This window comes from Teichococcus globiformis, from assembly GCF_042646265.1.
In the GTDB taxonomy this organism is placed as follows: domain Bacteria; phylum Pseudomonadota; class Alphaproteobacteria; order Acetobacterales; family Acetobacteraceae; genus Pseudoroseomonas; species Pseudoroseomonas globiformis.
The window spans coordinates 127,944-153,353 of record NZ_JBHRTN010000007.1; the positions used below are offsets into that span (position 1 = coordinate 127,944).

Here is a 25,410-nt window from a genome sequence, read left to right on the forward strand (position 1 = left end):
AGGGTCCAGGCTCGCTTCCGTTCTGGCTGCGCCTTCCTGGTTCGAGCGCAGCGATCCGGCCAGCAGCGGGATCAGCCACCAACCAATACCAAATCCCCGGTTCCGCCAGAGCCTGCCTGGTCGCGGCCTGACCCAGCGTCCGCCAACCATGCACCAGTGCCTGCAGCGCCAGAACGGCAAAGGTCCCCATCCGGCCGGCCAGCAAGCCCGCCAGTGCGGTGGTCGGACCAGAAGGTGAGGTTGGATGACCCGCCGGGAAGCGCCGCCGTGAGCAGGAAGCGCAGCAACAGGCCGATCATGGCCGGCAGAAGGGGCGCGGACCTCGCCACTTGCTGCGTGGTGGCGGCGGGTAGCGGCCGTAAGCGCGAGATACCCTGGGTAGAGCGGGTGAGCTCCTGGCCGGGTGAACCCGATGCGCTCCGGTGCCTCCTTGTCCGTGGCTTCGACGAGATGCCGGAAGAAGCCGTGAAGGGTGAACGCGCAAGGAAGATGTGTCACATTAGCTTCACAAAACTGAAATACACCGGTCGCGCATCGAACCTAGAACCCCGCCCACCGAACCGGTTCCGCGTCTGCTCTTCGCCGGCGCCTGGGCCAATGAACGGAGAGATATGGTGAGCAATCGGCTTCTGGCCCTGGCGGCTGGCATGGTGGCGGCAATCGGCGTGACGGCGGGCGCGTCTGCGCAGCAGGCGGGCATCACCGGCGCCGGCGCCAGCTTTCCCGCGCCCCTGTACCAGAAGTGGGGTGAGGCTGCCCGTCAGGCGACCGGCATCCAGCTGAACTACCAGTCTGTCGGCTCCGGCGCTGGCCAGACCCAGATCCGCAACCGCACTGTGGATTTCGGCGCGACCGACGCCCCGATGTCGGCCGAGCAGCTTGAGCAGAACAATCTGCTGCAGTTCCCGTCCACCATGGGCTCCATCGTGCCCATCGTGAACATCCCGGGCGTCACCGATCACCAGCTGAAGCTGACCGGCGAACTGATCTCCGACATCTATCTCGGCAAGATCACCCGCTGGAACGACCCCAAGATCGTCGAGCTGAACCGCGGCGTAGAGCTGCCAAACATCGCAATCGCGCCGGTTTACCGCGCGGACGGCTCGGGCACGACCTTTGTGTGGGTGAGCTACCTTTCCGCCGTGTCGCCCGAGTTCCAGCAGAAGGTCGGCATCGGCACTTCGGTGAAGTGGGCGGCCGGTACCGGTGCCCGCGGCAATGAAGGCGTTGCCGGAACGGTCCGCAACGTGCGCGGCGCGATCGGCTATGTCGAGCATGCCTACGCGGCGCAGAACAAGTTGACCACGACGCAGCTGCGCAACAAGGCCGGCAAGTTCGTCACCGGCACCTCGGAAGCCTTCCAGGCCGCCGCCGCGAACGCCGATTGGTCGGTGCCGAACTTCGCCGCCAACCTGGTGGACACCGGGGGTGAAACCTCCTGGCCGATCGTGACGCCGACCTTCATCCTGTTGCCCAAGAACCCGACCGATACCGCCAAGACGCAGAACGTCATGAAGTTCTTCGACTGGGCCTACAGCGCGGGCGACGGCGTGGCGACGCAGCTTGAATACATCCCGCTGCCGCCGGCAGTGGAGGACGCGGTGCGCAAGTCCTGGTCGAGCATCCAGGTGGACGGCAAGCCGGTGTGGCCTGCCAACTGAACACGGTTTGACAGACCGGACCATCGGACGGGCGGGCCGCAAGGCACCGCCCGTTTACGCCAGGACGGACCCGGCCTGACCGGCACGGGGGCCGATCATCCCGTTGGGATAGTGGAGTTTGACCTTGCAGCAGGCCGTTCCTGTCTCCGACCTTCCATCAGGGCCGCAACCGAGCCGGCGCGCCGATCTGCGCAGCGGCAAGAGTTCCGGCGCCCTCGGTGACGCGATCTTCGCCGCGGCCTGCCGCGGTGCGGGCGTTTTCGTTCTCTTGCTGCTGGGCGCGATCATCCTGCAGCTCTTTCTGGGCGGCCTCGATGCCTTCCGCGCCTTCGGCCTCGGCTTCGTCTTCAGCACGGAGTGGGACCCGGTCCAGGAGGTATTCGGCGCGGGCGTGTCGATCTACGGCACCGTCATCACTGCCGTCCTTGCGCTGCTGATCGCCGTGCCTTTCGCCTTTGGCGTGGCTTTCTACCTGACCGAGCTGGCGCCCGCGTGGTTGCGCCGCCCGGTCGGCACCGCGATCGAGCTGCTGGCCGCTGTTCCGTCGATCATCTATGGCATGTGGGGGTTCTTCCTGATTGTGCCCTTCATGTCGATGCACCTGCAGCCCCTCGTCATCGACACCATCGGCACCCTGCCGCTGATCGGCCGCTTGTTTGAAGGGCCGCCCTTCGGTACCGGCATCCTGACGGCCGCTGTGATCCTGGCGATCATGGTGCTGCCCTTCATCGCCGCGACCATGCGGGACGTCTTCGAGACCGTGCCGCCGGTTTACAAGGAAAGCGCCTATGGGCTGGGTTGCACGCAGTGGGAAGTGGTGCGCAACGTGGTGCTTCCGTACACCCGCGTGTCCGTGGTGGGCGGCATCATGCTGGGCCTCGGCCGCGCCCTGGGTGAGACCATGGCGGTCACCTTTGTCATCGGCAACGCCAACCGCATCTCTTCCAGCCTGTTCGGACCGGGCAACACCATCGCCTCGGTGGTGGCGCTTGAATTCGGCGAGTCGACGATGGGAAGCCTGAAGCTTTCGGCGCTGCTGGGCCTCGGCTTCATCCTCTTCGTCATCTCGTTCATCGTGCTCGCCGCGTCGCGCTTCCTGCTGCGCCAGCGTCTGAAGGGCTGAGTTCCATGAGTGCGACCACCATTCCCTCCGCCGGCCCGGCCAAGAACATGCGTGTGGCCGAGGCGCTCGGCCGCCGCCGCCGCAACTTCGCCAACATCATCAAGGTGCTGTGCTACGTGGCAACCGGCATCGCCCTTGCGCTGCTGTTGTCGATCCTGGGCACGCTGCTGGTGAACGGCGCCTCCGCCATCTCGCTCCGGGTGTTCACCGATGTGACCCGCCCGCCCGGCTCGGGCGGCGGATTGCTGAACCCGATCATCGGCAGCCTGATCCAGGCCGGCATCGGAACACTGATCGGCACCCCTATCGGCCTGCTCGTCGGCACCTACCTGGCCGAGTATTCCAAGGGCTCGCCACTCGCCAATGCCGTCCGCTTCGTGTCCGACATCCTGCTCTCGGCGCCATCCATTCTGATCGGCCTGTTCGTCTACCAGTCCCTGGTGGTGCCGATGGGCGGTTTCTCGGGCTGGGCCGGCTGCGCCGCGCTCGCCATCATCGTCATTCCCGTGGTGGTCCGCACCACCGAGGACATGCTGCGCCTGCTGCCCGACACGCTGCGCGAGGCGGTGATGGGACTTGGCGCGCCGAAGTGGAAGATGGTGACGCTGATCTGCTGGCGGGCGGCCATGAGCGGCATCGTCACCGGCGTGCTGCTGGCGGTCGCCCGGGTCGCCGGTGAAACGGCGCCGCTGTTGTTCACCTCGCTCGGCAACCTGAACTGGTCGCTTGACCTGGGCGCACCCATGTCCAGCCTGCCCATCACCATCTACTCCTATGCCGGCTCCCCTTACCCGGACTGGATCGCGCTGGCCTGGGCCGGTGCCCTTATCATCACGCTCGGCGTGCTCGGGCTCAACATCGCGGCGCGCAGCCTGCTGCGGAAGAAGTGAGGACATCATGGGCGATCAGATGACCCAGCAGACCACCACCGCCGAGGCCGCGGCGCAGAGCGGGCTTCAGGCGCGCTCCACCGCCGCGCTGAACGAGCCGCGGATCGCCGTGCGTGGCCTCGACTTCTTCTACGGCAGCAACAAGGCGCTGAAAGGGATCGACTTCGACCTGCCGGCCCGTCAGGTGACCGGCATGATCGGTCCTTCCGGGTGCGGCAAGTCGACGCTGCTGCGCGTGTTGAACCGGATGTACAGCCTGTATCCCGGCCAGAGGGCGACAGGCCAGGTGATGATGGACGGCCAGAATCTTCTGGACGACAGCATCGACATGAACGCGCTGCGGTCGCGCATCGGCATGGTGTTCCAGAAGCCGACGCCGTTCCCCATGACGATCTATGACAACATCGCCTTCGGCATCCGCCTGCATGAGAAACTATCCAAGTCGCAGATGGATGAGCGGATCGAGTGGGCGTTGACCCGCGCCGCCATTTGGGGAGAGGTGAAGGACCGTCTTCATACCTCTGCCATGGGGCTTTCGGGCGGGCAGCAACAGCGGCTGTGCATTGCGCGCACCATTGCCGTGCGGCCCGAGGTGATCCTGCTCGACGAGCCGACCTCGGCGCTGGATCCCATCTCGACGCTGCGCATCGAAGAGCTGATCGACGAGCTGAAGCGCGACTTCACCATCGCCATCGTCACGCACAACATGCAGCAGGCGGCGCGCTGCGCCGACCAGGTTGCGTTCTTCTATCTGGGCGAGCTGATCGAAGTTGCGCCGGCGGAGCAGATGTTCACGGCGCCCAAACAGAAGAAGACGCAGGAATACATCACAGGCCGGTTCGGGTGATCGACATGGAAGCCGACAAGACGACGAGCGAGCATATTGTCCGTGCCTATGAGGAGCAGCTGAAGCGCCTGCGTGAGCTGGTCGCCCGCATGGGCGGCCTGGCCGAGCGTCAGGTGGCCGACGCGGCCTCTGCCCTGATCCGCCGCGACACCGAGCTGGCCAGCGAGGTGGTCGGGCGCGACGGCGAGATCGACGCCCTGGAAACGGAGATCGAGAGCTTCTGCGTCCGCTTGCTGGCGCTGCGCCAGCCGGTGGCGGCCGATCTTCGCCTGATCGTCGCGGCGATGAAAGTTTCCACCGACATCGAGCGCATCGGTGACTATGCCCGCAATGCCGCCAAGCGCGCCATCGTGGTGTCCCAGCAGCCTCAGCTGGGCAGCCTGAACGGCTTCCAGTGGATGGCCAAGCTGGTTCAGGAGAACCTGAAGGACGCGATCGACAGCCTGGTGAAGGAGGATGCCGCGGGCGCCGAGCGCGTCTGGGCCGCCGATGCACCGGTGGACGACATCTACAACGGCATCTTCCGCGAGATGCTGACGCACATGATGGAAGATCCGCGCAACATCACTGCGGCAACCCATCTGCTCTTCATTGCCAAGAACTTCGAGCGCATCGGCGACCATGCGACCAACATCGCCGAAACCGTGCACTACGCCGTCCTGGGCCACATGCTGCCCGAGGACCGCCCGAAATCCGACGCGTCTGCCTACACAGTTGTGCGGCCGCCGGCGTAAGGTGTGAGAACCGCAACCATGGCCGAGCTGAATCCCAGCATGTCGCGCCCGACCATCCTGGTGGTGGAGGACGAGGCACCGCTCCTGACCCTGCTGCGCTACAACCTGGAGAAGCAGGGTTTCCGTGTCGACGAGGCCGCCGACGGCCAGGAAGCGCTGATGCGCGTAGCCGAGGCGCCGCCGGATCTGGTGCTGCTGGACTGGATGCTGCCGGCGCTTTCCGGGCTGGAGGTCTGCCGCCAGCTCCGCCGCCGGCCCGATACGCGCGACATGCCGATCATCATGGTGACGGCACGGACCGAGGACCAGGATGCGGTGCGCGCGCTGGACACTGGCGCCGACGACTACATCGCCAAGCCCTTTGTGATGGATGCGCTGCTGGCGCGCATCCGTGCGTTGCTTCGCCGTTCAGGTGGCATCGCCACCAAGGGCACCCTGTCCTGGCACGACATCGCCATGGATCAGGATGCCCACCGGGTGTCCCGTGGCGGCCGTCCTCTGCATCTGGGTCCCACGGAGTACCGGCTGCTGGAGTTCTTCCTGCAGCATCCGGGCCGTGTCTTCTCTCGCGAGCAACTGCTGGACGCTGTCTGGGGCCGCGACATCCATGTGGAGCCGCGCACAGTGGACGTGCATATTCGCCGCCTGCGCAAAGCGGTGAATGGCGACGCCGATGTGGACATCATCCGCACCGTGCGCAGCGCCGGCTACGCGCTGGATCTGGAGCAGCATTGAACCGAAGGCGCCTTCCCGGGACCGACTAGAGGTGGGAAGGCGCATTGCTTCACGGTCGCCAGGGCAGTGTCCCGGGCGGCAGGCGGCGGCCCAGCAAGGTGGCCGCGCCGATCAGGCCTCCCACGGTCAGCAATGCCAGGCATGAGACGGCCGCTGCCTGCGGCGATTGACCGCCATCCTGCAGATTGAACACCAGAACCCCGAGTGTCTGCGTGCCAGGCCCGTGCAGCAGGCTGCTGACCGTCACTTCGTTGACTGCCAACAGAACCACCAGGATGCCGCCTGCCGTCAGTGCCGGAAGCAGGGGCGGCAGGTGCACCCAGACCAGCCTTGCCCACAGCCCGGCTCCCAGGCCACGCGCTGCATCCTCCAGCGCCGGGTCCAGACGGGCGGCTGCGGCGGCGACGGGCCGCAAAGCCAGCGCTTGAAACCGGGCAAGATAGGCGAAAAGGATCAGCGCCATCGTGCCATAGGCCGCGCCGCCCCCCGGCAGGCTCAGGACCAGCAGGATCACCGACACTGCCGTGCAGGCTCCTGGCAGAGCATAAGGCAGGTCGGCACCCGTGCTTGCCCATCGCACGGGGCGGTGATGCAACGCCAGCGCCACGGGCAAGGCGGCGACCGCCAGGATCAGCGCCGCTCCGCCGGACAGCAGCAGCGAATTGCCGAAGGCTCCAAGCGTATGAGCGCCGGGTGACAGCATGGCGTCGAAATGTCTGAGCGTCGCGCTGTCGGCCGTCAGAGCCATGCCCATCGCCGGCACAATGGCCGAGGTCAGAAGCGACGCCAGAGGCAGGAGGAGGACAACCGCGAGATAGAAAGCCAATAGCAAAAGGGCGGCGCGGGCACGAGGCGTCGGGTCCAGCGGCACGAAGGGCCTGCCTGCCCGCCCACCACTGCCGCGCCGGGCGGCCAGGAACTGCGCCAGCAATCCCGGCAAAGCCAGCGCCGCCAGCAGCAGCGACAACGCCGCCACCTGCGACAATGCGGCAGGTCCCGTGGCTGACAGGCGCTGCCAGATCAGTACGGTCAGAACCGTGTAGCGGCCGGGAATGCCCAGCATGGCGGCGATGCCGAAATTGCCCAGGGCCGCCACGAAAGCGAGCCCGGCCCCGGCCAGCACGCCGGGCAGCAGCAGCGGCCAGATCACTTGACGCAGCGCCTGAGCCGGCGTCGCGCCCAGGCCGCGCGCGGCGGTCAGAAGTTCGGCCGGCAGGCGCCGCAGCAGCCCCGCGATGGCCAGCAGCACCAGCGGCGCGCCCTGAATGCCCAGCAGCAGGATCATGCCGCCCGGGCCATGAAACGGGTTTCCGCTGCCCAGTGGTGGTGCCAATCCCAGCGAGATCAGCAGGGGCGAGGATGGACCGCCCGTCTGAATGAAGGCCAGGGCCAGGATCTGCGGCGGAACCAGCAGCGGCAGGATGCAAAGGAACAGCAGCATGCCTCGTCCGGGCATGGCACGCAGAAGCAGCAGGCTGGCCTGCGCGGCACCGATCAGGGTTGCCAGCAAGGCGCCACCGAGGGCGACCACCAGGCTGCGGCCGGCGGCGCGCCAGATGCTGCCATCCTGCAACAGCGGCGGAAGCGCCGGGCCCGTGGCCTCCGCCAGAAGGCGCAGTGCGGGCGCCAGCCCGACCACCGTCAGCCACAGCAGCGCGAGAAGGGCGAGGGTCGGCAGGGGCGACCGGAAGGCGTTGCCCCTGGTGACGGGCTTACTGGCCGGCAAGCTGGTTGAAGCGCTTCAGATCCTGCTCGCCCTCCGCCACGGCACGCGCGGCGTCGAAGGGCAGGAGATTGATGCCGCGGCGGTCGGGAAATCCGGCAGGAGGCGCCACCTCCGGGTCGGCCGGCAGGAAGCCCTGGCTGGAGGCCAGTTCCTGCCCCTCGCGGGACAGCAGAAAGGAAACAAAGGCGGCCGCCGCCTCGGGGTTCCTGCTGGATTTCAGGATGGCGACCGGCTCGGTGATGGCGCTCGCGCCGTCCGCCGGGAAGATAAACTGCACAGGCGCCCCCTTGGCTGCCTCGCGGATCGGCATGTAGTCCACCACGATGCCAAAAGCCCTTTCGCCACCGGCCACCGCCTGCATCACCGCGCCATTGCCGCCACGCGGCTGGACCCCCGCTTTCAGCAGCTTTTCCCAGTAGTCCCAGCCCAGCCCCGGCGCCTGCGCCACTGTCTGCACATGGATGGCTGCTGCCCCGGAGACGCTGGGCGACGGCATGGCGGTCAGGTTCGCCGCTTCCGGCCGCAGCAGGTCGCCCCACCCCTTCGGGGTAAAGGGCGCGCGGGTGTTCATGACGATCCCGGTTGTCAGTAGCTTGGTGCCGAAATAGGTCCGTTCGGGATCATGCACGGTGTCCGGCGTGTTGCCGGTGGCCACGTCCGGACTGGAGCGCAGCAGGCCTTCCTTTTTGAGGCCCTCAAAGGTCAGGCTGTCGGCCAGCAGCAGCAGGTCGGCACGCGGGTTGCCGGCGGCGATCTCCGCCCGCAGGCGGGGCATGATCTGGTTGGTGCCGCCACGGATCCACTCCACCTGCACCTTGGGATGCTTCCCTTGGAAGAGCTGCACCGTGCGGGCCGCATCCGGCTCCAGCTGGCTGGTGTAGAGCACCAGCTTGCCGGCGGGCTCGGCCATGGCCGGAGCCAGCGGCGCTGCCAACAGGGATAGGCCAAGAAGCAGAAGGGCTTTGCGCCGCATGTCAATATCCTCGCGCACGGGTTCGGGTTTCCCGTAACGGCGCCGCCGCCGGCAGGGCAGGGGGGCATGATGAAGTTTCGATGAACCCGAGCATCGCCGTCCAGTTTACAGCCCCGCCGCCCATCCGTAAGACCGGAACAAGGGCATGATGCGCCCCTCCAAGGAAACCCGGGAAGGATCAGAGCATGGACGCCAAGGTAGTGGATACCCAGGACGACATCCTGTTCGAGCGGCTGGAAGGGGGCATCGCCCGCGTCACCTTCAACCGCCCGCAGGCGCGCAACGCCTTCACCTTCGCCATGTACGAGCGGCTCGGCCAGTTCTGTGCCGAGGCCGCTGAGGATCCGGAGGTCAAGGCCATCATCCTGACCGGTGCGGGCGACAAGGCCTTCGCCGCTGGCACCGACATCAACCAGTTCCGTGCCTTCAAGACCCCGCAGGACGCCATCGACTACGAGGCGCGGATCGGCAAGATCCTTTCCGCCATCGAGGCCTGCCCGAAGCCGGTGATCGCCGCCATCAACGGCGCCTGCACCGGTGGTGGTGGCGCGATCGCCGCCGTATCCGATATCCGCATCGCCACCGCCCATTCGCGCTATGGCTTTCCCATCGCCAAGACGCTGGGCAACATCCTGTCCATGGCTTCCTTCTCGCGGCTGGTGACCTTGATCGGCCCCTCGCGCGCCAAGGAAATGATCTTCACCGCCCGCCTGATCGGCGCGGATGAGGCGCTGCAGGCCGGGCTGCTGCACGAGGTGGTGCCCGAGGGCGGCGACCTGCAGGCGCGGGCCCTCGAAGTGGCCACCACCATCGCCGGCAACGCGCCGCTGACGCTGCGCGCCACCAAGGAGGCTATCCGCCGCCTGGCCCATAAGATCTCCGCCGAGGAAGGCGAGGATCTGGTGCTGATGTGCTATATGAGCGAGGATTTCCGCGAGGGGATGGACGCCTTCCTGAACAAGCGCCCGCCCCAGTGGAAGGGCCGCTGACCTTCACCGAAAGACCGCCTGCCCGATGATACCGCGTCTTGCCGGGGTTCCGGCGCCTGCCTCGCCGGCCGTGGCCTTTCTTGAAGAGCTGCGGCTGCGCGGTTTCTCCGGCGATCTGTCCCATGGGGACGGTGACCGCACGGTCATGGCGACCGACAATTCCATCTATCAGCGCCTGCCCCAGGCCGTGTGCTTCCCGCGCACGACCGAGGACCTGGTGCGGATCGCGAAGGTGTCGGCCGATCCGCGCTTCACGGGGGTCCATTTCGCGCCGCGGGGCGGTGGCACCGGCACCAACGGCCAGTCGCTGACGGACGGCGTGGTGGTGGACCTGTCCCGCCACATGACCCGCATCCTGGAAATCAACGAGAAGGAAGGCTGGGTCCGGGTCGAGCCGGGCCTGGTCAAGGATGCGTTGAATGCCGCGTTGAAGCCACTCGGGCTGTTCTTCGCGCCGGAATGCTCCACCAGCAACCGCGCCACCATGGGCGGCATGATCTCCACTGATGCTTGTGGCCAGGGCTCCTGCCTCTACGGCAAGACGCGTGACCATGTGCTGGCGCTCAAGGTGGTTCTGCTCGACGGCACGATCTGGGATTCGTCGCCCATAGACGATGCGGAACTCTCCGCCGTCGCGCGCCGGCAGGACATGGTGGGCGCCATCCACCGCGTGGCAGACGGGATTTCGCGAGAGCATGCGGCGCTGATCGCCGAGCGCTTTCCGCGGATGAACCGCTGCCTCACCGGCTACGATCTGGCGCATCTGCGCGACGCCGAGGGCCGGTTCGACCTGAACTCGGTGCTGTGCGGCTCCGAGGGCACGCTGGCGATGATCGCCGAAGCCAGGATCCGCGTGCTGCCGATCCCGAAGCGCAGCGTACTGGTCAATCTGCGCTACGGCTCCTTCGACGCGGCGCTGCGTGATGCGCGGGTGCTGATGGCGCTGGGTGCCGCCTCGGTCGAAACGGTGGACAGCAAGGTGCTGTCCCTGGCGCGCGGCGACATCGTCTGGGAAGGCATCAAGGAATATTTCCCCGACGATCCGGAAGGCATCGCCGCCGGCATCAACCTGATTGAGTTCGTCGGCGACAGCGAAAGCGAAGTGCGCGGGAGGCTGGCCCCGGTGGAGGCACGGCTGGCGGAAGAAGGGCGAAGCTTCGGCCGCTACGGCTATACCATTGCCTGGGACGAGGCGGGCGAGCGCATCCAGGGCATGCGCAAGCGGGGCGTCGGCCTGCTCGGCAACATGCAGGGCGAGAAGCGGCCCATCCCCTTTGTCGAGGACACGGCCGTCCCGCCCGAGCATCTGGCCGACTTCATCGCCGAGTTCCGCGCGGCGCTGGACCGGCGGGGGCTGGAGTACGGCATGTTCGGCCATGTGGATGCCGGTGTGCTGCATGTCCGCCCGGCCATCGACATGAAGGAGGAAGGCGCCGAGGCCCGCATCCGCGCCATTTCCGACGAGGTGTTCGCGCTCACCCGCAAATACAACGGCCTGCTCTGGGGCGAGCACGGCAAGGGCGTGCGCTCGGAATACGTGCCGGAGGTGTTCGGGCCGCTCTACCCGGCGCTGCAGGCCTTGAAGGCGGCCTTCGACCCGCGCAACCAGCTCAACCCTGGAAAGATCGCCGCCCCTGATGGCGAGGCGCTGCTGGCCATCGATACTGTGCCCATGCGCGGCCAGCGCGACCGCGTCATCCCTGCCGAGACCCGCGCCGTCTTCGAGGAGGCGCTGCACTGCAACGGCAATGGTGCCTGTTTCAACTACGACGCGCAGGATGCCATGTGCCCCTCCTTCAAGGGAACGGGCGACCGGAGGCATTCCCCGAAGGGACGTGCCAGCCTGATCCGCGAATGGCTACGCCAGCTCGCCGATGCAGGGGTCGATCCTTCGGCCGAGGCGAAGCGCATCCGCGCAGGCGGGTTCTTCACCGATTTGCCAGCGAAGATCCGCAACAGCCGGGAGCTGCGGCGGGGCAAGGCCGATTTCTCGGCCGAGGTAAAGCAGGCCATGGATGGCTGCCTGGCCTGCAAATCCTGCACCGGGCAGTGCCCGATCAAGGTGGATGTGCCGAGCTTCCGCGCCAAGTTCATGGAGCTTTACTACGGCCGTTATCTGCGCCCGTTGAAGGACCATCTGGTTGGGCAGCTTGAAGGCATGTTGCCGCTGGGCGCCCGGATGCCGAAGCTGGCCAATGCGATGATGGGCAGCGGCATCGGTCGTGCGCTCTCCGTCAAGGCCGGGCTGGTGGATGCGCCGCTGTTCAGCGGCATCGCTCTGGAAGCGGAGGCGGCGAAGCGTGGCGTCCGCCGCGCCATGCCGGAGGCCCTTCGCGCGGTGCCGGAGACGGAGCGCGAGCGCCATGTGGTCATCGTGCAGGATGCCTTCACCAGCTATTTCGAGACGCGGCTGGTGCTGGACCTGGCCGAGGCGCTCCAGCTCATGGGCTTCACCCCCTGGCTCGCGCCTTTCCGTCCCAATGGAAAGCCGTTGCATGTGCATGGCTTCCTTGGAAAGTTCCGCCGCCAGGCCGAGGCCAACGCCGCCATGCTGCGCGAACTGGCGCTCACGGGCATTGGCCTGATCGGCGTCGATCCCTCCATGACGCTGACTTATCGCAGCGAGTACAAGGCGATCGAGGGCGAGGTGGCGCCGGTCCTGTTGCCCCAGGAATGGCTGGCGAGGCGCCTGCACCTGATCCCGACTCTGGCCAGCGGGGAAGGCTTCGCTCTGCTGCCCCATTGCACGGAGCGCACCAATGCGCCGGGCTCGGTCAAGGATTGGCAGGCGGTGTTCGCGAAGCTGGGCACGCCATTGAAGGTTCTGGCCTCGGGCTGCTGCGGCATGGCAGGTACCTTCGGACATGAGGCGGAGCACAAGGCGCTGTCTGAAAAGCTCTACGGGCTGAGCTGGCAAGGACATGTGGCGAGGAATGGAGAGCGGCTGCTGGCCAGCGGCTATTCGTGCCGTTCCCAGGTGAAGCGCTTCGATGGAGTGACGCTGGCGCACCCGGTGCAAGCCCTGCTCCTGCGGCTGCGCGAGGCATCGCCGGCAGCGGAAAGGCCGGTTTTCCAGGCTGCCTAGTGGAGGAGGGGGCTTTGGCTCCCTCCGACGTTCCTGGCGAGAGACGCCCTGCGATCCTGTGGCGCTTCCCGGACGGTGTCCCGGTGGCCCTCGGAAACTTCAACGGCGACCACAAGCAATTGCTGCCCATCTACCTGTCAACGAGGTGAAGGGTCACCGCCCTCCGGTGTCCTGGAACCGACGCGGTGGATGTCGGGCGCTTGTCAGGCCGGTGGGGGAGGAATGGCACCTCTCGGGCCTTTCTGCCGCGGCGCCAGATGCACCCGGTTCTCTTCCCGAAGCTTTGCGGCCGCCTCGTCGTAGAGGAAGGGCAGAAAGGCGAAGCGCCGTCCATGCGTCACTGGCGAAACCGCATGGAGCAGCGAGCAGGAGAACACCACGCCGCCGCCGGCCGGCGCCTTGAAGCTGCGCGGCCCGTATTCCGGGAAGCTGACTTCGCCGCCCTCGAACGCATCGTTCAGGTTGACCGAAACGGCGAAGCGGCGGTGCGCCGTGCCCAGAGTGGTGTTGTCGCGGTGGGCACGGAAATGCCCGCCTTCCTCGGCGGCGTAGCAGGACACGATGTAGCGCTCCATCCGTGTGACCTGGAACTGAAAGGCCCTGGCGATCTCCGGCACCACGCGGCGATGGAACCGCTCCTGCAATCGCTTGATCAACGCGGAATCGGCGATGGTGCAATCCCGGCGCTTCTTGTGGCCTGCATCGGTCATGAGCACGGTGCGGCCACCCACATCGCGCATGAAGCCGGATTCCTCTCCGCCCTCGCTTTCATACAACGCGATCAGTTCCTGACACAGCGCCGGCTCGAAGAGCCCGGGCAGCACGAGAACCGGCGCCTGGAGCGGAAATCCCGCGAAGGCAGCGGGCGGTGGCAAGGCATCCAGCGCCGCCAGTGCCTCCGGGATATCGCCACGATCGGGCCTGAAGGGGATCACATGACGGATGCGAAGGGTAGGATCCATCACCACCCAGAGACGGCGCAGCGGAGCTGCCGTGTCGTCCTGCGCCGCAGCACCGTAGAGGCGGCTGACGGAACGATCCATGTCCCAGAGAAAACGATAGCCCGGGTAGCGGTCGCGCAGCTGGCCCCTGGCTTCGTCCGCCGGATCGGTGCTGACGCCGAAGAAGCTGGCATGCTCGTCATCGAACAGGTCCGTGCGGGCCGTTACGGCAGTCAGCGCGGCCTGGCTGTGAGCGTCGGCGGCGCTGCCCAGAAAGCAGAGAACCAGCCAGCGCCCGGCGGCCGTGTCGAAGGCGTAGTTCGGATTGGCCACAGAACGCTGGTGAAAATACGGCGCCGGATCGCCCGGTAGCCGATTGATGTAGGCCGCCATCGTGCTGGTAGTCTCCCACGCCGCTTTCTCAACCGCCATCTTGGCCGGAGGGATGTGGCTGGTCCAGCAGCGCCCGCACCAGCCGCAGCCGTGCCGGGTTCCGCGACCAGAGCAAGCCGATGCGGCGTGGCGGCACGGGCAGCGGAAGCGGCAGGCGCGAAAGGGAAAGGCCGGCCGGCCAAGGTGGCGCCCAGTCTGGCACCAGGGATACGCCGAGCCCGCGATCCACCATCACCGCGATGGCATCCAGCGCATCCAGCTCAAACCTCTCGCGTGGGCGGATGCGGGCCTCGCGCAGGTAGCGATCGGCGATCCTTCCCCCCCACTGATGGCGGTCGTAGCGGATGAACGGCTCGGCGCCGAGCAGCGCGTGCGGATCGGCGGTGCCAAGCCGCGCCGGAGCCAGGGCGATCAACTTCTCTTCCCGAAGCACGCGCCAGTCGCAACTCTTGGGCAGGGCGAACTCCGGTTGCACGATCAACGCCACGTCCAGGCCGCCCGCCACCACGCGCTGGTACAGGTCGGACGAGATGCCGGGCGAGACATGCACCTCCACGGCCGGGAAGCGCGCGGCAAGGCCAGCCAGCATCCCGGGCAGCAGCCCCGTCAGGCCGGTGGCAATGGCGCCCAGCCGCAACTCGCCCGCCACCACGCCTTCCTGGGCACTGTCCCGCAGATCCCGAAGGTCACGCAGCAGGGCACGGGCGCGCGGCAGGATGGCCAGTCCTGCCTCCGCCGGCACCACGGCACGGCCGGCGCGTTGCAGTAGTGGGCTGCCCAGATCGGCCTCCAGCGTCTGGATGCGTTGCGCCAGGGCGGCAGGCGTGAGGTTGAGGCGGCGGGCGGCAGCGGCGATCGAGCCTTCCTCCACCACGGCGACAAAGCTTTCCAGGAAACGCGTGTCCATCGATGGAAAACCTATCGCTCGAAAGCAGGAAAGAAAGGGTTTTCCGGTGGCGCGTGGTCCCGCAGGATAGGCGGAACTCCGACCCTATGAGAAGGCACCCCCATGGCGACCGAAGTCCAGCCGCTCGACCGCAAGGTCATCGAGATCCTGTCGGGCATCTCCACCGCCACCCTGACCACCGTGCTGCTGAAGAAGGGGCTGCGGAACGTGTGGATGCGCGGCACGCGGCCCCTCAAGCCCGGTCAGCCGCGCCTGGTGGGACGCGCCTTCACCCTGCGCTTCGTGCCGGCGCGCGAGGATCTGGCGACCCCGGCCTCCTGGTCGAACCCGATCTCCACCCGCTCGGCGATCGAGGCCATGCCGGAAGGGGCGATCGTGATCGCCGATGCCATGGGCGTGACCGATGCCGGCATCTTCGGCGATATCCTGTGTGCCCGCATGGCCAAGAAAAAGGTCGCGGCGCTGGTTACTGACGGCGTGGTGCGCGATGGGGCTGGCGTCATCGGCACCGGGCTGCCGGTTTGGTGCCAGGGGGCCGCGGCGCCGCCCTCGGTTGCCGGGCTCACCTTCATCAATTGGCAGGAGCCGGTGGGCTGTGGTGGCGTCGCGGTGTTCCCCAACGACGTGGTAGTGGTGGATGACGACGGTGCGGTGCTGATCCCGCAGGCGCTGCTGGACGAGGTGGTGGAGCAGGCCGCCGAGCAGGAGGCGCAGGAAAGCTGGATCATGTCGGAGGTGGAGGGGGGTGCCTCGCTGCCCGGCCTGTATCCACCGAACGCCGAGAACAAGGCCCGCTACGAGGCCAGCCGCAAGACCAAGGGCTGAAGCCCGGCCAATGCCACCCCGTTCAGGAACAGGGGCGGGTGGCGGGTGTGCCGGAGAATGGGAGAGGAAGACAAGAATGGAATGGACCCGCCGCGGCCTCTTGGCCAGTGGGGCGGGGCTCGGTGCCGTCACGGCGCTGGCTCACCCCACATTGATCAGGCACGCCGGCGCCGCAACGGCATGGCCCGAGCGGCCGATCGTGATCATCGTGCCCTTTCCGCCCGGCGGTGGCGTGGATCAGATGGCTCGGCTGGTCGCCGTGGCGGCGCAGCGACACCTGCCAGGCAGCAACTTCATCGTGGAGAATCGGCCCGGCGCCGGCAGCCAGATCGGCATGGAGGCCGCTTTCACCGCGCGACCCGATGGCTACATCCTGGGGGCGGTGACCTCGCCCGCCATGATGACCATCCCATTCGAGCGTCCGGTACGCTACCGGGTCGCCGAGTTCGATTACATCGCCAATGTGGTGGACGATCCGGGTGGCCTCTGGGTCAACAAGGATTCGCCGGTCAAGGATCTGGCGGACATGATCGAGCGCGCCAAGCGCGGCCCGTTGAGCTTCGGCACCACCGGTATCGGCTCGGATGACCATCTGGTGATGCTGGAACTGGAACAGGCGCTGCCGGGCATTCAGCTCAGCCACGTCCCCTTCAACGGCGCGGCGCCGCTGCAAACAGCGGTGCTGGGGGGGCACGTCGATATCGGCTGCTTCAATGTCAGCGAAGGCAATCCGGGATTCCGGGACGGGCGCTTCCGTTGCCTGGCGCAGGCCGGGGCACAGCGCGATCCCAATCTGCAGGAAATCGCCACGCTGACGGAGCAGGGTGTCAAGGTCGTGGCAGGAGCTCAGCGCGGCATCGTGGCGCCGCCAGGCCTGCCGGGAGAGGTGCGGGAGAAGCTGCTCGCCGTATTCAAGGCGGCACTCGCCGACCCGCAATTCCAGGCCGAAGCGCAGCGCACGCAGATGCCGCTGCGTCCCATGATCGGGGACGAATACCGCAGCGCCGTGCTGGGGCTGGATGCACGCTTGCAGGAAATGTGGGCCCGCAAGCCCTGGAAGGATCTGTAGCAGAGTTCAGCCGGAGCGCGGCTAGCCAAGCCTGGCCGGCCGCGCCCGCCGGGTGTCACACAGCCTTGCGGAGGTTGGGGGAGGGTTTGAAGCGTACAGTTTTGCCGGCCTTTACCTTCACCGCCTCGCCGGTGCGTGGGTTCATGCCTTTGCGGGCCTTGGTCTTGCGCACGGAGAAGGTGCCGAAGCTCGGCAGGGTAAAGCCGCCATTCCGTTTCATTTCGCGGACAATCGCGGCGATCAGCTCGCCGGCGGCACGGTTGGCGGCGACGCCAGTGCAGCCGGTGGATTCCTGGATGACCTGGGTCAGAAAGGCCTTGGACATGGTGTTCGTGACTCGCTTTGCGGCTGCGGGATCCTTGCCATGCGTCAGGTTCGATGTAGTCCAGTTCTACATCCGATATGACGCGGGGCGGAATGTTCTGCCCCACTGTGGCAGGAACAAGGCAACCCGCGCGCAAAAGTGAAGCGACGTTCAGCAAAGCCGGGCAGGGCCTGCGGAACTCTCGCGGCGCGCGTGCATGCGCGCCATGCGAGGTTGTTCTAACCGGCCTGTGCCAGACGCTCCGGCGAATAGTCCTTCTTCCAGGCACGCAGGCGTTGCAGCGCTTCTTCCAGAACAGATTCGCGTTTGCAGAAGGCAAAGCGCACATAGTGCCCCGGCGCATCGCCTCCCGCGTAGAAGGCAGAAACGGGGATCGCCGTCACCTTGGCGACCTCTGTTAGGTGTCGGCAGAACGCCACATCGTCGCCGTGGAAGCCAAGCGGGGTAAAATCGGCGGTGATGAAGTAGCTTCCGTTGCAGGGCAGCAAGGAGAAGCCCAGCGCCGTGAGTCCGGATGCCAGTTGATCGCGCCGGGCCTGCAGGCCTGTTGCCAGGCTGGTGAAGTAATCGTCATCCTTGGCAAGCCCTACGGCCACAGCGCGCTGCAGGTTGGGCGGCGTGGTGAAGGTCAAGTTCGTGTGCGCCTTGGCGACATTGCCGGCCAGCGAACGGTCACAGGTGATGTAGCCGACCTTCCATCCGGTCAGGCTGAAGGTCTTCCCGGCCGAGCCAATGCGCAGACACCGCTCCCGCATGCCGGGCAGGGTCATCAGCGGGATGTGGCGCCAGCCGTCAAAGGTCAGATGCTCGTAAACCTCGTCGCACACGGCATAGGTGTCGTGGCGCTGACAGAGATCGGCGATAAAGGCCAGTTCGGCGGCGGTGAACACCTTGCCCGCCGGGTTCATCGGCGTGTTCAGCAGGATCGCCTTGGTCTTCGGGCCGAAGGCGGCGGCAAGCTCCGCACGCGGCAATTCCCATTTCGGTGGTGCGAGCCGCACGAGACGCGGCACACCGCCTAGCAGCCGCACTACTGGCAGGTAAGTGTCATAGAGCGGCTCCAGGAGCACAACCTCGTCGCCGGGGTTCAGCACCGCCATCAGGGAAGCCGTGATCGCCTCTGTGGCGCCGGAAGTAACGACCACCTCAGCGTTGGCGTCTATTTCCAGTCCATAGAAGCGGCGGTTGGCGTCGGCGACGGCCTGGCGCAGCTCCGGCAGGCCGGTCAGGGGCGGGTACTGGTTACGGTTGTCCAGCAGCGCTTCGGCGGCGGCGCGCACCACATCTACGGGCCCTTCCTCGTCCGGGAAGCCCTGGCCGAGGTTGATGGCGCCATGCTGCATGGCAAGGGCCGACATCACCGTGAAAATGGTGGTACCGCTGGCGGAAAGCAGTTCGTTCTGGTTCTTCATGGGAAAGGATACGGCTTGTCCAGGTAGGGCCGACGGCGTCGAGTCCGCCGGCACTGCGCAGCCCGCTGATCCGGAGCGCTCTCATCCTCACAGGGCGCGCGCCCCCGCCCCGGCCCCGGGCGGCGGCGGATCATGCCGCCCGCCACCCCGGGATGCAACAGCAGGCTGGGCATGGCTGCCACTTCCTGAGGCAGGATGCCTGCTTCCGAGGCGCGGCCATGTCTCGCGGAGCGGAAAAACCGTCACGCTCCCATTGCCCGCGAAGGCTGCCCCATGCGACACAGCGGTTAAGCCGCCCCGACGCCCGTGACAGTCAGGCGTGGGCGGAAAACCCGGGAGGATGGAAGGACGGTCTGTGATCCGCGTCGGTCCCCGCCGCCCCGGGTCGCAACCGTGAACGGAGCCGATGAAGAAGATCGAGGCGATCATCAAGCCCTTCAAGCTCGATGAGGTGAAGGACGCGCTGCACGAGATCGGGCTTCAGGGCCTGACAGTTCTGGAGGCCAAGGGCTTCGGCCGGCAGAAGGGCCATACCGAGCTGTACCGCGGCGCCGAGTACGTGGTCGACTTCCTGCCCAAGGTGAAGATCGAGGTGGTCTGCGCCGACGATCTGGCCGAGCGTGCCGTGGAAGCGATCCAGAACGCCGCCCGCACGGGCCGCATCGGCGATGGCAAGATCTTCATCTCCGACGTGCAGGAAGTGATCCGCATCCGTACCGGGGAGCGTGGCGAGGACGCCGTCTGAGCTCCAAAGAAAATTTCTGCCGCAGTCGCCTCCGGCGCGCTGCGTGCATGAGGACGACCCGGCGAATGGTCTGGCCAGCGCCAGCGATATGCCGACGTGGTTCCGGCACTGACCGGGGCCGCGAAGTGGTTTGAGCGTTGATTAGGGAAACAGGACAGCACGATGGCGAAGAAGCCCGCAGCCGCTGAATCAGGCGCCGTTGCCAAGGTCATGGAGATGATCAAGGAGAACAGCGTCGAGTACGTTGATTTCCGCTTCACCGACCCGAAAGGCAAGTGGCACCACACCGCCCAGCATGTCTCCACCATCGAGGAGGAGATGTTCACGGACGGCATCATGTTCGACGGCTCCTCGATCGCCGGCTGGAAGGCGATCAACGAGTCCGACATGATCCTGATGCCGGATGCTGACACGGCCTGCATGGACCCGTTCGCCGCCAAGCCGCAGCTGATCCTGATCTGCGACATCATCGAGCCTTCGACGGGCCAATCTTATTCGCGCGACCCGCGCTCCACGGCCAAGAAGGCCGAGGCCTATGTCGCTTCCACCGGCATCGGTGATGCCGCGCTGTTCGGCGCTGAGGCCGAGTTCTTCATCTTCGACAACGTGAAGTTCGGCACGGGCGGCAATTACGGCATCTATCAGCTCGACAGCATCGAGGGTCCGGGCTCCAGCCTGAAGGACTACCCCGAGGGCAACATGGGCCACCGCCCGGTGGTCAAGGGCGGCTATTTCCCGGTGAACCCGGTCGACAGCGAAGTCGACCTGCGCGCCGAGATGCTGTCCACCATGATCGAGATGGGCGTGGCCGGCGAGAAGCACCATCACGAGGTGGCGCAGTCGCAGCACGAGCTGGGCACCCGCTTCGGGCCCCTGGTGCAGCATGCCGACCACATGCAGATCTACAAGTACGTGATCCACAACGTCGCGCACAGCTACGGCAAGACCGCGACCTTCATGCCGAAGCCGATCTACGGCGACAACGGCTCGGGCATGCATGTTCACCAGTCGATCTGGAAGGGCGGCAAGCCGGTCTTCGCCGGCAACGGCTACGCCGACCTGTCGAACGAGGCGCTGTACTACATCGGCGGCATCATCAAGCACGCCAAGGCGCTGAACGCCTTCACCAACCCTTCCACCAATTCCTACAAGCGCCTGATCCCGGGCTTCGAGGCACCGGTGCTGCTGGCCTATTCTGCCCGCAACCGCTCGGCCTCCTGCCGCATCCCGTATGCGACGAACCCGAAGGCCAAGCGCGTCGAGGTCCGCTTCCCGGACCCGACGGCCAACCCCTACCTGGCCTTCGCCGCGATGCTGATGGCCGGCCTTGACGGCATCAAGAACAAGATCCACCCGGGCGAAGCCATGGACAAGGATCTGTACGACCTGCCGCCGGAGGAGCTGAAGGGCATTCCGACGGTGTGTGGCTCGCTGCGCGAAGCGCTCGAGGCGCTGGCCGCCGACCACGAGTTCCTGCTGGCCGGCGACGTGTTCTCGAAGGACCAGATCGAGAGCTACATCGAGCTGAAGTGGCAGGACGTGTACCGTTTCGAGCACACGCCGCACCCGGTCGAGTTCGAGATGTACTACTCGGTCTGATCGCCCCGCGATCAGCCGGACAGGACGCCCCGCCCCAGGCGGGGCGTTTTGTTTTGGACCATCCGGTGCCCGCCACCGGCGGCGACTCCTCGGGCATCGGCGGCTCCGGCGTCTGGTTAAACGGGAGGACCCGATTCTCAGTCCGCGGCCTCTGCTGAGGCTGCCTGATAGGCCGGCCTGGCATGAATACGGTGCAGCCAGTTCCACAGCCCCGGCCTTGCCGCGTCGAGTCCTCCGATCTGCGTCGAGACTTCCAGTGGAAAGCTCATCAACACGTCGGCGGCGGTGAATTCGCGCCCCGCGAACCAGTCCCGGACGGACAGCTCGTTCTCCAGCCAGTCGAGATGGTTGTCCAGCATGGCCTGGCGCTGCGGCATCGCCGGTGCGCCGGCCTCACCCAACTGCCGCAGCACCAGGATGTTCAGCAGGGCCGGCATCAGCGAGCCCTCGGCGTAGTGCAGGAACTGCCGGTACAGCAGCCGCTCGCCCGGCACGGCCGGCGCGCCAAGCTGGCCACCGGCCCGATCCACCAGGAACTCGGCGATGGCGCCGCTCTCCGCGATGCACAGGCCATCCACCGTGATGACGGGCGCTTTGCCCAGCGGATGAACCTGCTTCAACTCGGCCGGTGCCAGCCTGGTCACCGGGTCGCGCTTGTAGCGGCGGATCACATGCGGGAGGTCCAACTCCTTCAGGAGCCAGAGCACCCGGAGCGAGCGTGAGCGCTCCAGGTGATGCAGGATGATGGTCATGGCCTCTTCCTCATTCCAGGCGCAGCAGCTTGCCGGGGAGCGAGGGGAGGGAACAAGCGTGGCGTTTACCCGGCCGTGGCCAGATGCTTCGCCCCGTGCTTCAGTGAGTGCTCGCTGACGCGGATGCCGAGGCCCGGTGCTTTGGGCACGATCACCGCGCCATTCTCATGCGGGATGCGCTCTTCCAGCACGTCTTCGGTCAGCACATGGTGCGGCATGTAGAACTCGCAGCCTAAAGAGATGCCCGCCGACGCGGCAATCAGCTGCGTGCCGGCAGCCAGCGCGATCCCGCCTTCCCACAACGTGCCGCCATAGCCCGGCAGGCCGGCTGTATCAGCAATCGCCATCATTGCCTGTGCCTTCAGCATGCCGCCGCATTTCATCAGCTTGACGCTGATGGCATCGGCGGCTTGGCGCCGCACCACTTCCAGCAGGTCTGTTGCGTCGAAGCAGCTTTCATCGGCCAGGATGGGCGTGTCCAGCGCCTGGGCGAAGCCGGCCATGGCGTCCAGATGCCTTCGCGGCACGGGCTGCTCGATAAAGGTGGGGCGGAAGCGGTCGACTTCGCGCAGCACCGTCATGGCGCGGAACGGCTCCAGCGCTTGGTTGTAGTCGAGCCGGAGGTCAACCGTATCGCCAAAGGCATCGCGGATCGCCTCGAGATGCGCCATGTCCTCGGCATGTGGCTTCACGCCGGTCTTCACCTTGAACAGCCGGTTGCCCGCTGGAACCATGGCGTGCATGCGCGCGAGGTCGGCGGCGAAATCCGGGTCGGCAATGGAGAAGGAAAGGGGGATGCTTTCGCGCACCCGCCCGCCCAGCAGGTCTGCCACCGACACCCCTTGCGACTGGCCCAGGATGTCGAGCACGGCCATCTCGATGCCCGCCTTGGCATCGGTGCAACCCGTCACGGTACGGTCCAGCTTCGCCATGAGCGCGCGCACATGCCGCGCCGGATGGCCGATCACGACAGGGCGAAGATAAAGATCCAGCGCCGAGAAGGCGCTTTCCGGCGTGTTGGTGAAGACCTCCCAAGGTGCGGCCTCGCCCCAGCCGGTGACGCCGCAGCGCGTGGAAAGCTCGATCAGCACGCGCTTGACGCTGCCCCTGACAGAGCCGACGCCCTGGGCACGGGCCATCTTGATCGGGCTCTCGACCAGGAACAGGCGCATGCGGTCGAGGATGGGGCCTTCTGTCACGGCTCAGGATTCCCGCTGGCGATGGAAGTGGGAAAGGAAGGCACGCGTTGCCTCCTCGCGCGGCGCATCGATCACCTGCCGCGCCGGTCCGTCCTCGATGATGATGCCGTCGCGCAGGAACACGACGCGGTCGGCAACATCGCGGGCGAAGGCCACCTCGTGCGTCACGATCACCATGGTCATGCCCTCTGCGGCGAGGGCTTGCATCACGGCCAGCACTTCGCCAACCAGTTCGGGGTCGAGGGCGCTGGTCGCCTCGTCGAACAGCATCACCTCGGGCTGCATGGCGAGGGCGCGGGCGATGGCCACGCGCTGCTTCTGCCCACCCGAAAGGCGCGAAGGATACTGGTCCGCCTTGTCCGACAGCCCGACCTTGCCGAGCAATTCGCGCGCCAGCGTCTCCGCCTCGCCCCTTGCCATGCGGCGGACCACGACGGGCCCTTCCATGACGTTCTCCAGCGCGGTCTTGTGCGGGAACAGGTTGAATTGCTGGAACACCATGCCGGTCGCGGCGCGGAACTTCGCCAGTGCCTGGGTGCCGGGCAGAGCAGCGCCGCCGCCAAAGGTGAAGCGCCGCTCGCCCATGCGCACGGCACCACCATCCGGCACCACCAGCAGGTTCAGGCATCGCAGCAACGTCGACTTTCCGGATCCCGACGGACCGATCAACGCTACCACCTCGCCACGCCCGACCTTCATGTCGACACTGCGCAGCACCGTGTTGTCGCCGAAGCGCTTCTGCAGGGCAGCGACCTCGATCATTGCTTCGCTCATCGCCGCCTCCTCAATCCGCGCGAGCCAGCCGGCGTTCCAGCCGCCCGACCAGCAGGGTCAGCGGGAACAGCACAACGAAGTAGATCACCGCGATGAGGCTGTAGATCTCCAGCGGTCGGTAGCTGTCATGCGCCGCCGCCTGCCCCTGGTAGAGCAGATCCGGGACAGCCAGCACCGAGACCAGCGAGGTGTTCTTGAGCTGGATGATCGACTGGTTCATCAACGGCGGAACCATGCGCTTCAGCGCCTGCGGCAGCACGATGCGGCGCATGGATTGCGCAGGCGTCATGCCCAGCGCCAGCGCCGCCTCGCTCTGCCCGGCCTCGATGGAGTTGATGCCGCCGCGGATGATCTCCGCGTAGAACGAGCCGCCATAAAGGGAAAGGGCCAGCACGGCCGCGGTGGTCGCCGTCATCTCGATGCCGGCCAGGATCGGCAGGGCGTAGTAGAACCAGACCAGCTGCACCAGGATCGGCGTGCAGCGGAACACCTCGACATAGCCTTGGGACAGCCAGCGCAGCGGCGCGAAGCGCGACAGGCGCATCAGCCCGGCCAGCAGCCCCACGCCCAGCCCCAGCACCACGATGGCGACGGTGAACGCCAGCGTGACCCAGAGCCCGTTCAGGAACAGAAAGCGGTATCCCCAGAGGATGCCGAAATCCCATTGGTACATGCGTAGAGTCCGGAAGGGGACGCGCTGTCTTGGCAGCGCGCCCGTTCAAGTCAGAGCGTGATGCCCGGCGGGAAATCGGCCTCGGTGATGCCAACGAGGTCCATGTTGGACACGATGGCGGAGCGTACCGCGCCCAGGCCCTTGTTGAACTCGATCCAGGTGTTGACGTAGTCGCGCCAGGTCTTGTCGGCCTCGCGGCGGAACCCTGCATTGGAGGTGGTGGCGAAGACCGGGCTCGGCACGAACACGTCCATGCCGGGGATCTTCTTCTTCGCCGCCAGCGACAGCATCATCACCAGGCATTGCGCGTTCACCCGGCCGGACTGCACCGCCATGGTTGCCTCGTCCGCGCTCTTGAAGCGCGACACACTGGCCTTGGGCAGCAGCCGCGTCACGACCTGATCCTGCGAGGAGCCGGTATCGACGGCGATCTTGACTTCCGGCTTGTTCAGCTCGTCCCAGGTCTTGGCCTGGAAGCCGCTCTTGGCCAGGAAGGAAAAGGCGTTGTTGAAGCAGGGAACGGAGAAATCCACGACGAGGGCGCGCTTCGGCGTCGGGTTCAGCCCGAAGAAGATGTCGATCTTGTTGGACTGCAGGTCGAGTACCGCGTTGCCCCAGGTCGTCTCAGCCAGCTCCAGCTCGGCCTCCAGCTCTTCCGCCAGCATCCGCAGCATGTCGATGTAGAAGCCGCGCCACTGCCCGCTGGCGAGGTCCTTGTGGTAATAGGGCGCGGCGCCGATGACCGCCGCGCTGCGCAGCTTCTTGGTGCGGCGGATGCGGTCGAAAGTCGTCTCGCCGGCCTGTGCGGCGGCAGGGCCCGCGCCCAAGGAGGCCGAGCCCACCACGGCCAGGGCGAGGCCGGCGGCGGTTCCCATCATGCGGCGTGACACCATTCGTCTGGTCTCCTGATCTGCGCAGATCGCGCCTTCTGGTAGGCCGGGGGCTCGCGGGTGTGCGGCGTTGCGGCTTCTCGACCTTCTTTAGACCGGCTCGGGGCCGGGTGGGAGAGCACCTGGCCGGCGAATAACAAATC

The 25,410-nt window shown here is 66.5% G+C and carries 23 protein-coding genes; 12 read left to right on the forward strand and 11 right to left on the reverse strand.

Translation table 11 applies throughout. The features are described from left to right. Nucleotides 1–611: 611 nt before the first annotated feature. From pstS to phoB, 6 genes are all read left to right on the forward strand, one after another. On the forward strand, nucleotides 612–1,661 hold the full coding sequence (gene pstS / locus ACFOD4_RS05845) for a phosphate ABC transporter substrate-binding protein PstS (RefSeq protein ID WP_379595001.1): 1,050 nt from the start codon (nucleotides 612–614) through the stop codon (nucleotides 1,659–1,661). Nucleotides 1,662–1,779: 118 nt separating this feature from the next. Next, nucleotides 1,780–2,784 (forward strand): phosphate ABC transporter permease subunit PstC, encoded by a 1,005-nt coding sequence (gene pstC / locus ACFOD4_RS05850; RefSeq protein WP_379595002.1) that lies wholly within the window; start codon nucleotides 1,780–1,782, stop codon nucleotides 2,782–2,784. 5 nt (nucleotides 2,785–2,789) lie between these two features. Beyond that, nucleotides 2,790–3,674 carry a phosphate ABC transporter permease PstA gene (gene pstA, locus ACFOD4_RS05855; RefSeq protein ID WP_379595003.1) on the forward strand — a complete coding sequence of 295 codons (885 nt, stop codon included), beginning with the start codon at nucleotides 2,790–2,792 and terminating at the stop codon, nucleotides 3,672–3,674. 19 nt (nucleotides 3,675–3,693) lie between these two features. Continuing rightward, the gene (gene pstB / locus ACFOD4_RS05860) at nucleotides 3,694–4,521 is read left to right on the forward strand and encodes a phosphate ABC transporter ATP-binding protein PstB (protein WP_379595263.1); all 828 of its coding nucleotides are present in this window, start codon (nucleotides 3,694–3,696) and stop codon (nucleotides 4,519–4,521) included. 5 nt (nucleotides 4,522–4,526) lie between these two features. Further along, on the forward strand, nucleotides 4,527–5,255 hold the full coding sequence (gene phoU / locus ACFOD4_RS05865) for a phosphate signaling complex protein PhoU (protein WP_379595264.1): 729 nt from the start codon (nucleotides 4,527–4,529) through the stop codon (nucleotides 5,253–5,255). Nucleotides 5,256–5,273: 18 nt separating this feature from the next. Continuing rightward, on the forward strand, nucleotides 5,274–5,990 hold the full coding sequence (gene phoB / locus ACFOD4_RS05870; protein WP_379595004.1) for a phosphate regulon transcriptional regulator PhoB: 717 nt from the start codon (nucleotides 5,274–5,276) through the stop codon (nucleotides 5,988–5,990). Between the two features lie 49 nt (nucleotides 5,991–6,039). On the opposite strand, the gene ACFOD4_RS05875 is transcribed toward phoB, so the two are convergent. Further along, nucleotides 6,040–7,716 carry an ABC transporter permease gene (locus tag ACFOD4_RS05875; RefSeq protein WP_379595005.1) on the reverse strand — a complete coding sequence of 559 codons (1,677 nt, stop codon included), beginning with the start codon at nucleotides 7,714–7,716 and terminating at the stop codon, nucleotides 6,040–6,042. Beyond that, nucleotides 7,703–8,689, reverse strand: a complete 987-nt coding sequence (locus ACFOD4_RS05880) for an ABC transporter substrate-binding protein (RefSeq protein ID WP_379595006.1) — start codon at nucleotides 8,687–8,689, stop codon at nucleotides 7,703–7,705. The genes ACFOD4_RS05875 and ACFOD4_RS05880 overlap by 14 nt, the downstream gene beginning before the upstream one ends. Nucleotides 8,690–8,874: 185 nt before the next feature. Here ACFOD4_RS05880 and ACFOD4_RS05885 point away from each other — a divergent pair, with 185 nt between their 5' ends. Both ACFOD4_RS05885 and ydiJ read left to right on the forward strand, forming a co-directional pair. Continuing rightward, a complete protein-coding gene (locus ACFOD4_RS05885) occupies nucleotides 8,875–9,678 on the forward strand; it encodes an enoyl-CoA hydratase/isomerase family protein (protein WP_379595007.1) in 804 nt (267 codons plus the stop codon). A gap of 25 nt (nucleotides 9,679–9,703) precedes the next feature. Then, complete coding sequence (gene ydiJ / locus ACFOD4_RS05890; protein WP_379595008.1) at nucleotides 9,704–12,763, forward strand: D-2-hydroxyglutarate dehydrogenase YdiJ; 3,060 nt, start codon at nucleotides 9,704–9,706, stop codon at nucleotides 12,761–12,763. 203 nt (nucleotides 12,764–12,966) lie between these two features. Here the strand turns inward: ydiJ and ACFOD4_RS05895 are convergent, their stop codons facing one another. Both ACFOD4_RS05895 and ACFOD4_RS05900 read right to left on the reverse strand, forming a co-directional pair. Continuing rightward, nucleotides 12,967–14,097: a 2OG-Fe(II) oxygenase gene (locus tag ACFOD4_RS05895; protein WP_379595009.1), complete on the reverse strand. Its 1,131-nt coding sequence runs from the start codon at nucleotides 14,095–14,097 to the stop codon at nucleotides 12,967–12,969. A gap of 28 nt (nucleotides 14,098–14,125) precedes the next feature. Beyond that, nucleotides 14,126–15,004, reverse strand: a complete 879-nt coding sequence (locus ACFOD4_RS05900; protein ID WP_379595010.1) for a LysR family transcriptional regulator — start codon at nucleotides 15,002–15,004, stop codon at nucleotides 14,126–14,128. A gap of 102 nt (nucleotides 15,005–15,106) precedes the next feature. Between ACFOD4_RS05900 and ACFOD4_RS05905 the strand changes: the two genes are divergently transcribed. After that, complete coding sequence (locus tag ACFOD4_RS05905) at nucleotides 15,107–15,829, forward strand: ribonuclease activity regulator RraA (protein WP_379595011.1); 723 nt, start codon at nucleotides 15,107–15,109, stop codon at nucleotides 15,827–15,829. A gap of 76 nt (nucleotides 15,830–15,905) precedes the next feature. After that, nucleotides 15,906–16,898 (forward strand): Bug family tripartite tricarboxylate transporter substrate binding protein, encoded by a 993-nt coding sequence (locus ACFOD4_RS05910; RefSeq protein WP_379595012.1) that lies wholly within the window; start codon nucleotides 15,906–15,908, stop codon nucleotides 16,896–16,898. A gap of 55 nt (nucleotides 16,899–16,953) precedes the next feature. Here the strand turns inward: ACFOD4_RS05910 and ACFOD4_RS05915 are convergent, their stop codons facing one another. After that, the gene (locus ACFOD4_RS05915; RefSeq protein WP_379595013.1) at nucleotides 16,954–17,223 is read right to left on the reverse strand and encodes an HU family DNA-binding protein; all 270 of its coding nucleotides are present in this window, start codon (nucleotides 17,221–17,223) and stop codon (nucleotides 16,954–16,956) included. Between the two features lie 218 nt (nucleotides 17,224–17,441). Continuing rightward, nucleotides 17,442–18,635 carry an aminotransferase gene (locus ACFOD4_RS05920; RefSeq protein ID WP_379595014.1) on the reverse strand — a complete coding sequence of 398 codons (1,194 nt, stop codon included), beginning with the start codon at nucleotides 18,633–18,635 and terminating at the stop codon, nucleotides 17,442–17,444. Between the two features lie 406 nt (nucleotides 18,636–19,041). On the opposite strand from ACFOD4_RS05920, the gene ACFOD4_RS05925 reads away from it, so the two are divergent. Together ACFOD4_RS05925 and glnA are read left to right on the forward strand one after the other, a co-directional pair. After that, nucleotides 19,042–19,380: a P-II family nitrogen regulator gene (locus tag ACFOD4_RS05925; protein ID WP_379595015.1), complete on the forward strand. Its 339-nt coding sequence runs from the start codon at nucleotides 19,042–19,044 to the stop codon at nucleotides 19,378–19,380. A gap of 162 nt (nucleotides 19,381–19,542) precedes the next feature. Continuing rightward, complete coding sequence (glnA, locus tag ACFOD4_RS05930; protein WP_379595016.1) at nucleotides 19,543–20,979, forward strand: type I glutamate--ammonia ligase; 1,437 nt, start codon at nucleotides 19,543–19,545, stop codon at nucleotides 20,977–20,979. A gap of 137 nt (nucleotides 20,980–21,116) precedes the next feature. Here glnA and ACFOD4_RS05935 read toward each other — a convergent pair whose 3' ends face one another. From ACFOD4_RS05935 to ACFOD4_RS05955, 5 genes are all read right to left on the reverse strand, one after another. Continuing rightward, nucleotides 21,117–21,731, reverse strand: coding sequence for a glutathione S-transferase family protein (locus ACFOD4_RS05935; protein ID WP_379595017.1), 615 nt, complete (start codon nucleotides 21,729–21,731; stop codon nucleotides 21,117–21,119). 65 nt (nucleotides 21,732–21,796) lie between these two features. Next, on the reverse strand, nucleotides 21,797–22,930 hold the full coding sequence (locus ACFOD4_RS05940; protein WP_379595018.1) for an enolase C-terminal domain-like protein: 1,134 nt from the start codon (nucleotides 22,928–22,930) through the stop codon (nucleotides 21,797–21,799). Nucleotides 22,931–22,933: 3 nt separating this feature from the next. Next, complete coding sequence (locus ACFOD4_RS05945) at nucleotides 22,934–23,704, reverse strand: amino acid ABC transporter ATP-binding protein (protein ID WP_379595019.1); 771 nt, start codon at nucleotides 23,702–23,704, stop codon at nucleotides 22,934–22,936. Nucleotides 23,705–23,714: 10 nt separating this feature from the next. Continuing rightward, nucleotides 23,715–24,377: an ectoine/hydroxyectoine ABC transporter permease subunit EhuC gene (gene ehuC / locus ACFOD4_RS05950; RefSeq protein ID WP_379595020.1), complete on the reverse strand. Its 663-nt coding sequence runs from the start codon at nucleotides 24,375–24,377 to the stop codon at nucleotides 23,715–23,717. Between the two features lie 50 nt (nucleotides 24,378–24,427). After that, nucleotides 24,428–25,270 (reverse strand): transporter substrate-binding domain-containing protein, encoded by an 843-nt coding sequence (locus ACFOD4_RS05955; RefSeq protein WP_379595021.1) that lies wholly within the window; start codon nucleotides 25,268–25,270, stop codon nucleotides 24,428–24,430. Between the last annotated feature and the right edge of the window lie 140 nt (nucleotides 25,271–25,410).

Excerpts from the sequence above, each read along its gene's own strand:
- pstS (WP_379595001.1), top strand. The coding sequence starts at position 612 with ATGGTGAGCAATCGGCTTCTGGCCCTGGCGGCTGGCATGGTGGCGGCA.
- pstA (WP_379595003.1), top strand. The coding sequence starts at position 2,790 with ATGAGTGCGACCACCATTCCCTCCGCCGGCCCGGCCAAGAACATGCGT.
- pstB (WP_379595263.1), top strand. The coding sequence starts at position 3,694 with ATGACCCAGCAGACCACCACCGCCGAGGCCGCGGCGCAGAGCGGGCTT.
- phoU (WP_379595264.1), top strand. The coding sequence starts at position 4,527 with ATGGAAGCCGACAAGACGACGAGCGAGCATATTGTCCGTGCCTATGAG.
- phoB (WP_379595004.1), top strand. The coding sequence starts at position 5,274 with ATGGCCGAGCTGAATCCCAGCATGTCGCGCCCGACCATCCTGGTGGTG.
- ACFOD4_RS05880 (WP_379595006.1), bottom strand. The coding sequence starts at position 8,689 with ATGCGGCGCAAAGCCCTTCTGCTTCTTGGCCTATCCCTGTTGGCAGCG.
- ACFOD4_RS05885 (WP_379595007.1), top strand. The coding sequence starts at position 8,875 with ATGGACGCCAAGGTAGTGGATACCCAGGACGACATCCTGTTCGAGCGG.
- ydiJ (WP_379595008.1), top strand. The coding sequence starts at position 9,704 with ATGATACCGCGTCTTGCCGGGGTTCCGGCGCCTGCCTCGCCGGCCGTG.
- ACFOD4_RS05895 (WP_379595009.1), bottom strand. The coding sequence starts at position 14,097 with ATGGCGGCCTACATCAATCGGCTACCGGGCGATCCGGCGCCGTATTTT.
- ACFOD4_RS05900 (WP_379595010.1), bottom strand. The coding sequence starts at position 15,004 with ATGGACACGCGTTTCCTGGAAAGCTTTGTCGCCGTGGTGGAGGAAGGC.
- ACFOD4_RS05905 (WP_379595011.1), top strand. The coding sequence starts at position 15,107 with ATGGCGACCGAAGTCCAGCCGCTCGACCGCAAGGTCATCGAGATCCTG.
- ACFOD4_RS05910 (WP_379595012.1), top strand. The coding sequence starts at position 15,906 with ATGGAATGGACCCGCCGCGGCCTCTTGGCCAGTGGGGCGGGGCTCGGT.
- ACFOD4_RS05915 (WP_379595013.1), bottom strand. The coding sequence starts at position 17,223 with ATGTCCAAGGCCTTTCTGACCCAGGTCATCCAGGAATCCACCGGCTGC.
- ACFOD4_RS05920 (WP_379595014.1), bottom strand. The coding sequence starts at position 18,635 with ATGAAGAACCAGAACGAACTGCTTTCCGCCAGCGGTACCACCATTTTC.
- ACFOD4_RS05925 (WP_379595015.1), top strand. The coding sequence starts at position 19,042 with ATGAAGAAGATCGAGGCGATCATCAAGCCCTTCAAGCTCGATGAGGTG.
- glnA (WP_379595016.1), top strand. The coding sequence starts at position 19,543 with ATGGCGAAGAAGCCCGCAGCCGCTGAATCAGGCGCCGTTGCCAAGGTC.
- ACFOD4_RS05935 (WP_379595017.1), bottom strand. The coding sequence starts at position 21,731 with ATGACCATCATCCTGCATCACCTGGAGCGCTCACGCTCGCTCCGGGTG.
- ACFOD4_RS05945 (WP_379595019.1), bottom strand. The coding sequence starts at position 23,704 with ATGAGCGAAGCAATGATCGAGGTCGCTGCCCTGCAGAAGCGCTTCGGC.
- ehuC (WP_379595020.1), bottom strand. The coding sequence starts at position 24,377 with ATGTACCAATGGGATTTCGGCATCCTCTGGGGATACCGCTTTCTGTTC.
- ACFOD4_RS05955 (WP_379595021.1), bottom strand. The coding sequence starts at position 25,270 with ATGGTGTCACGCCGCATGATGGGAACCGCCGCCGGCCTCGCCCTGGCC.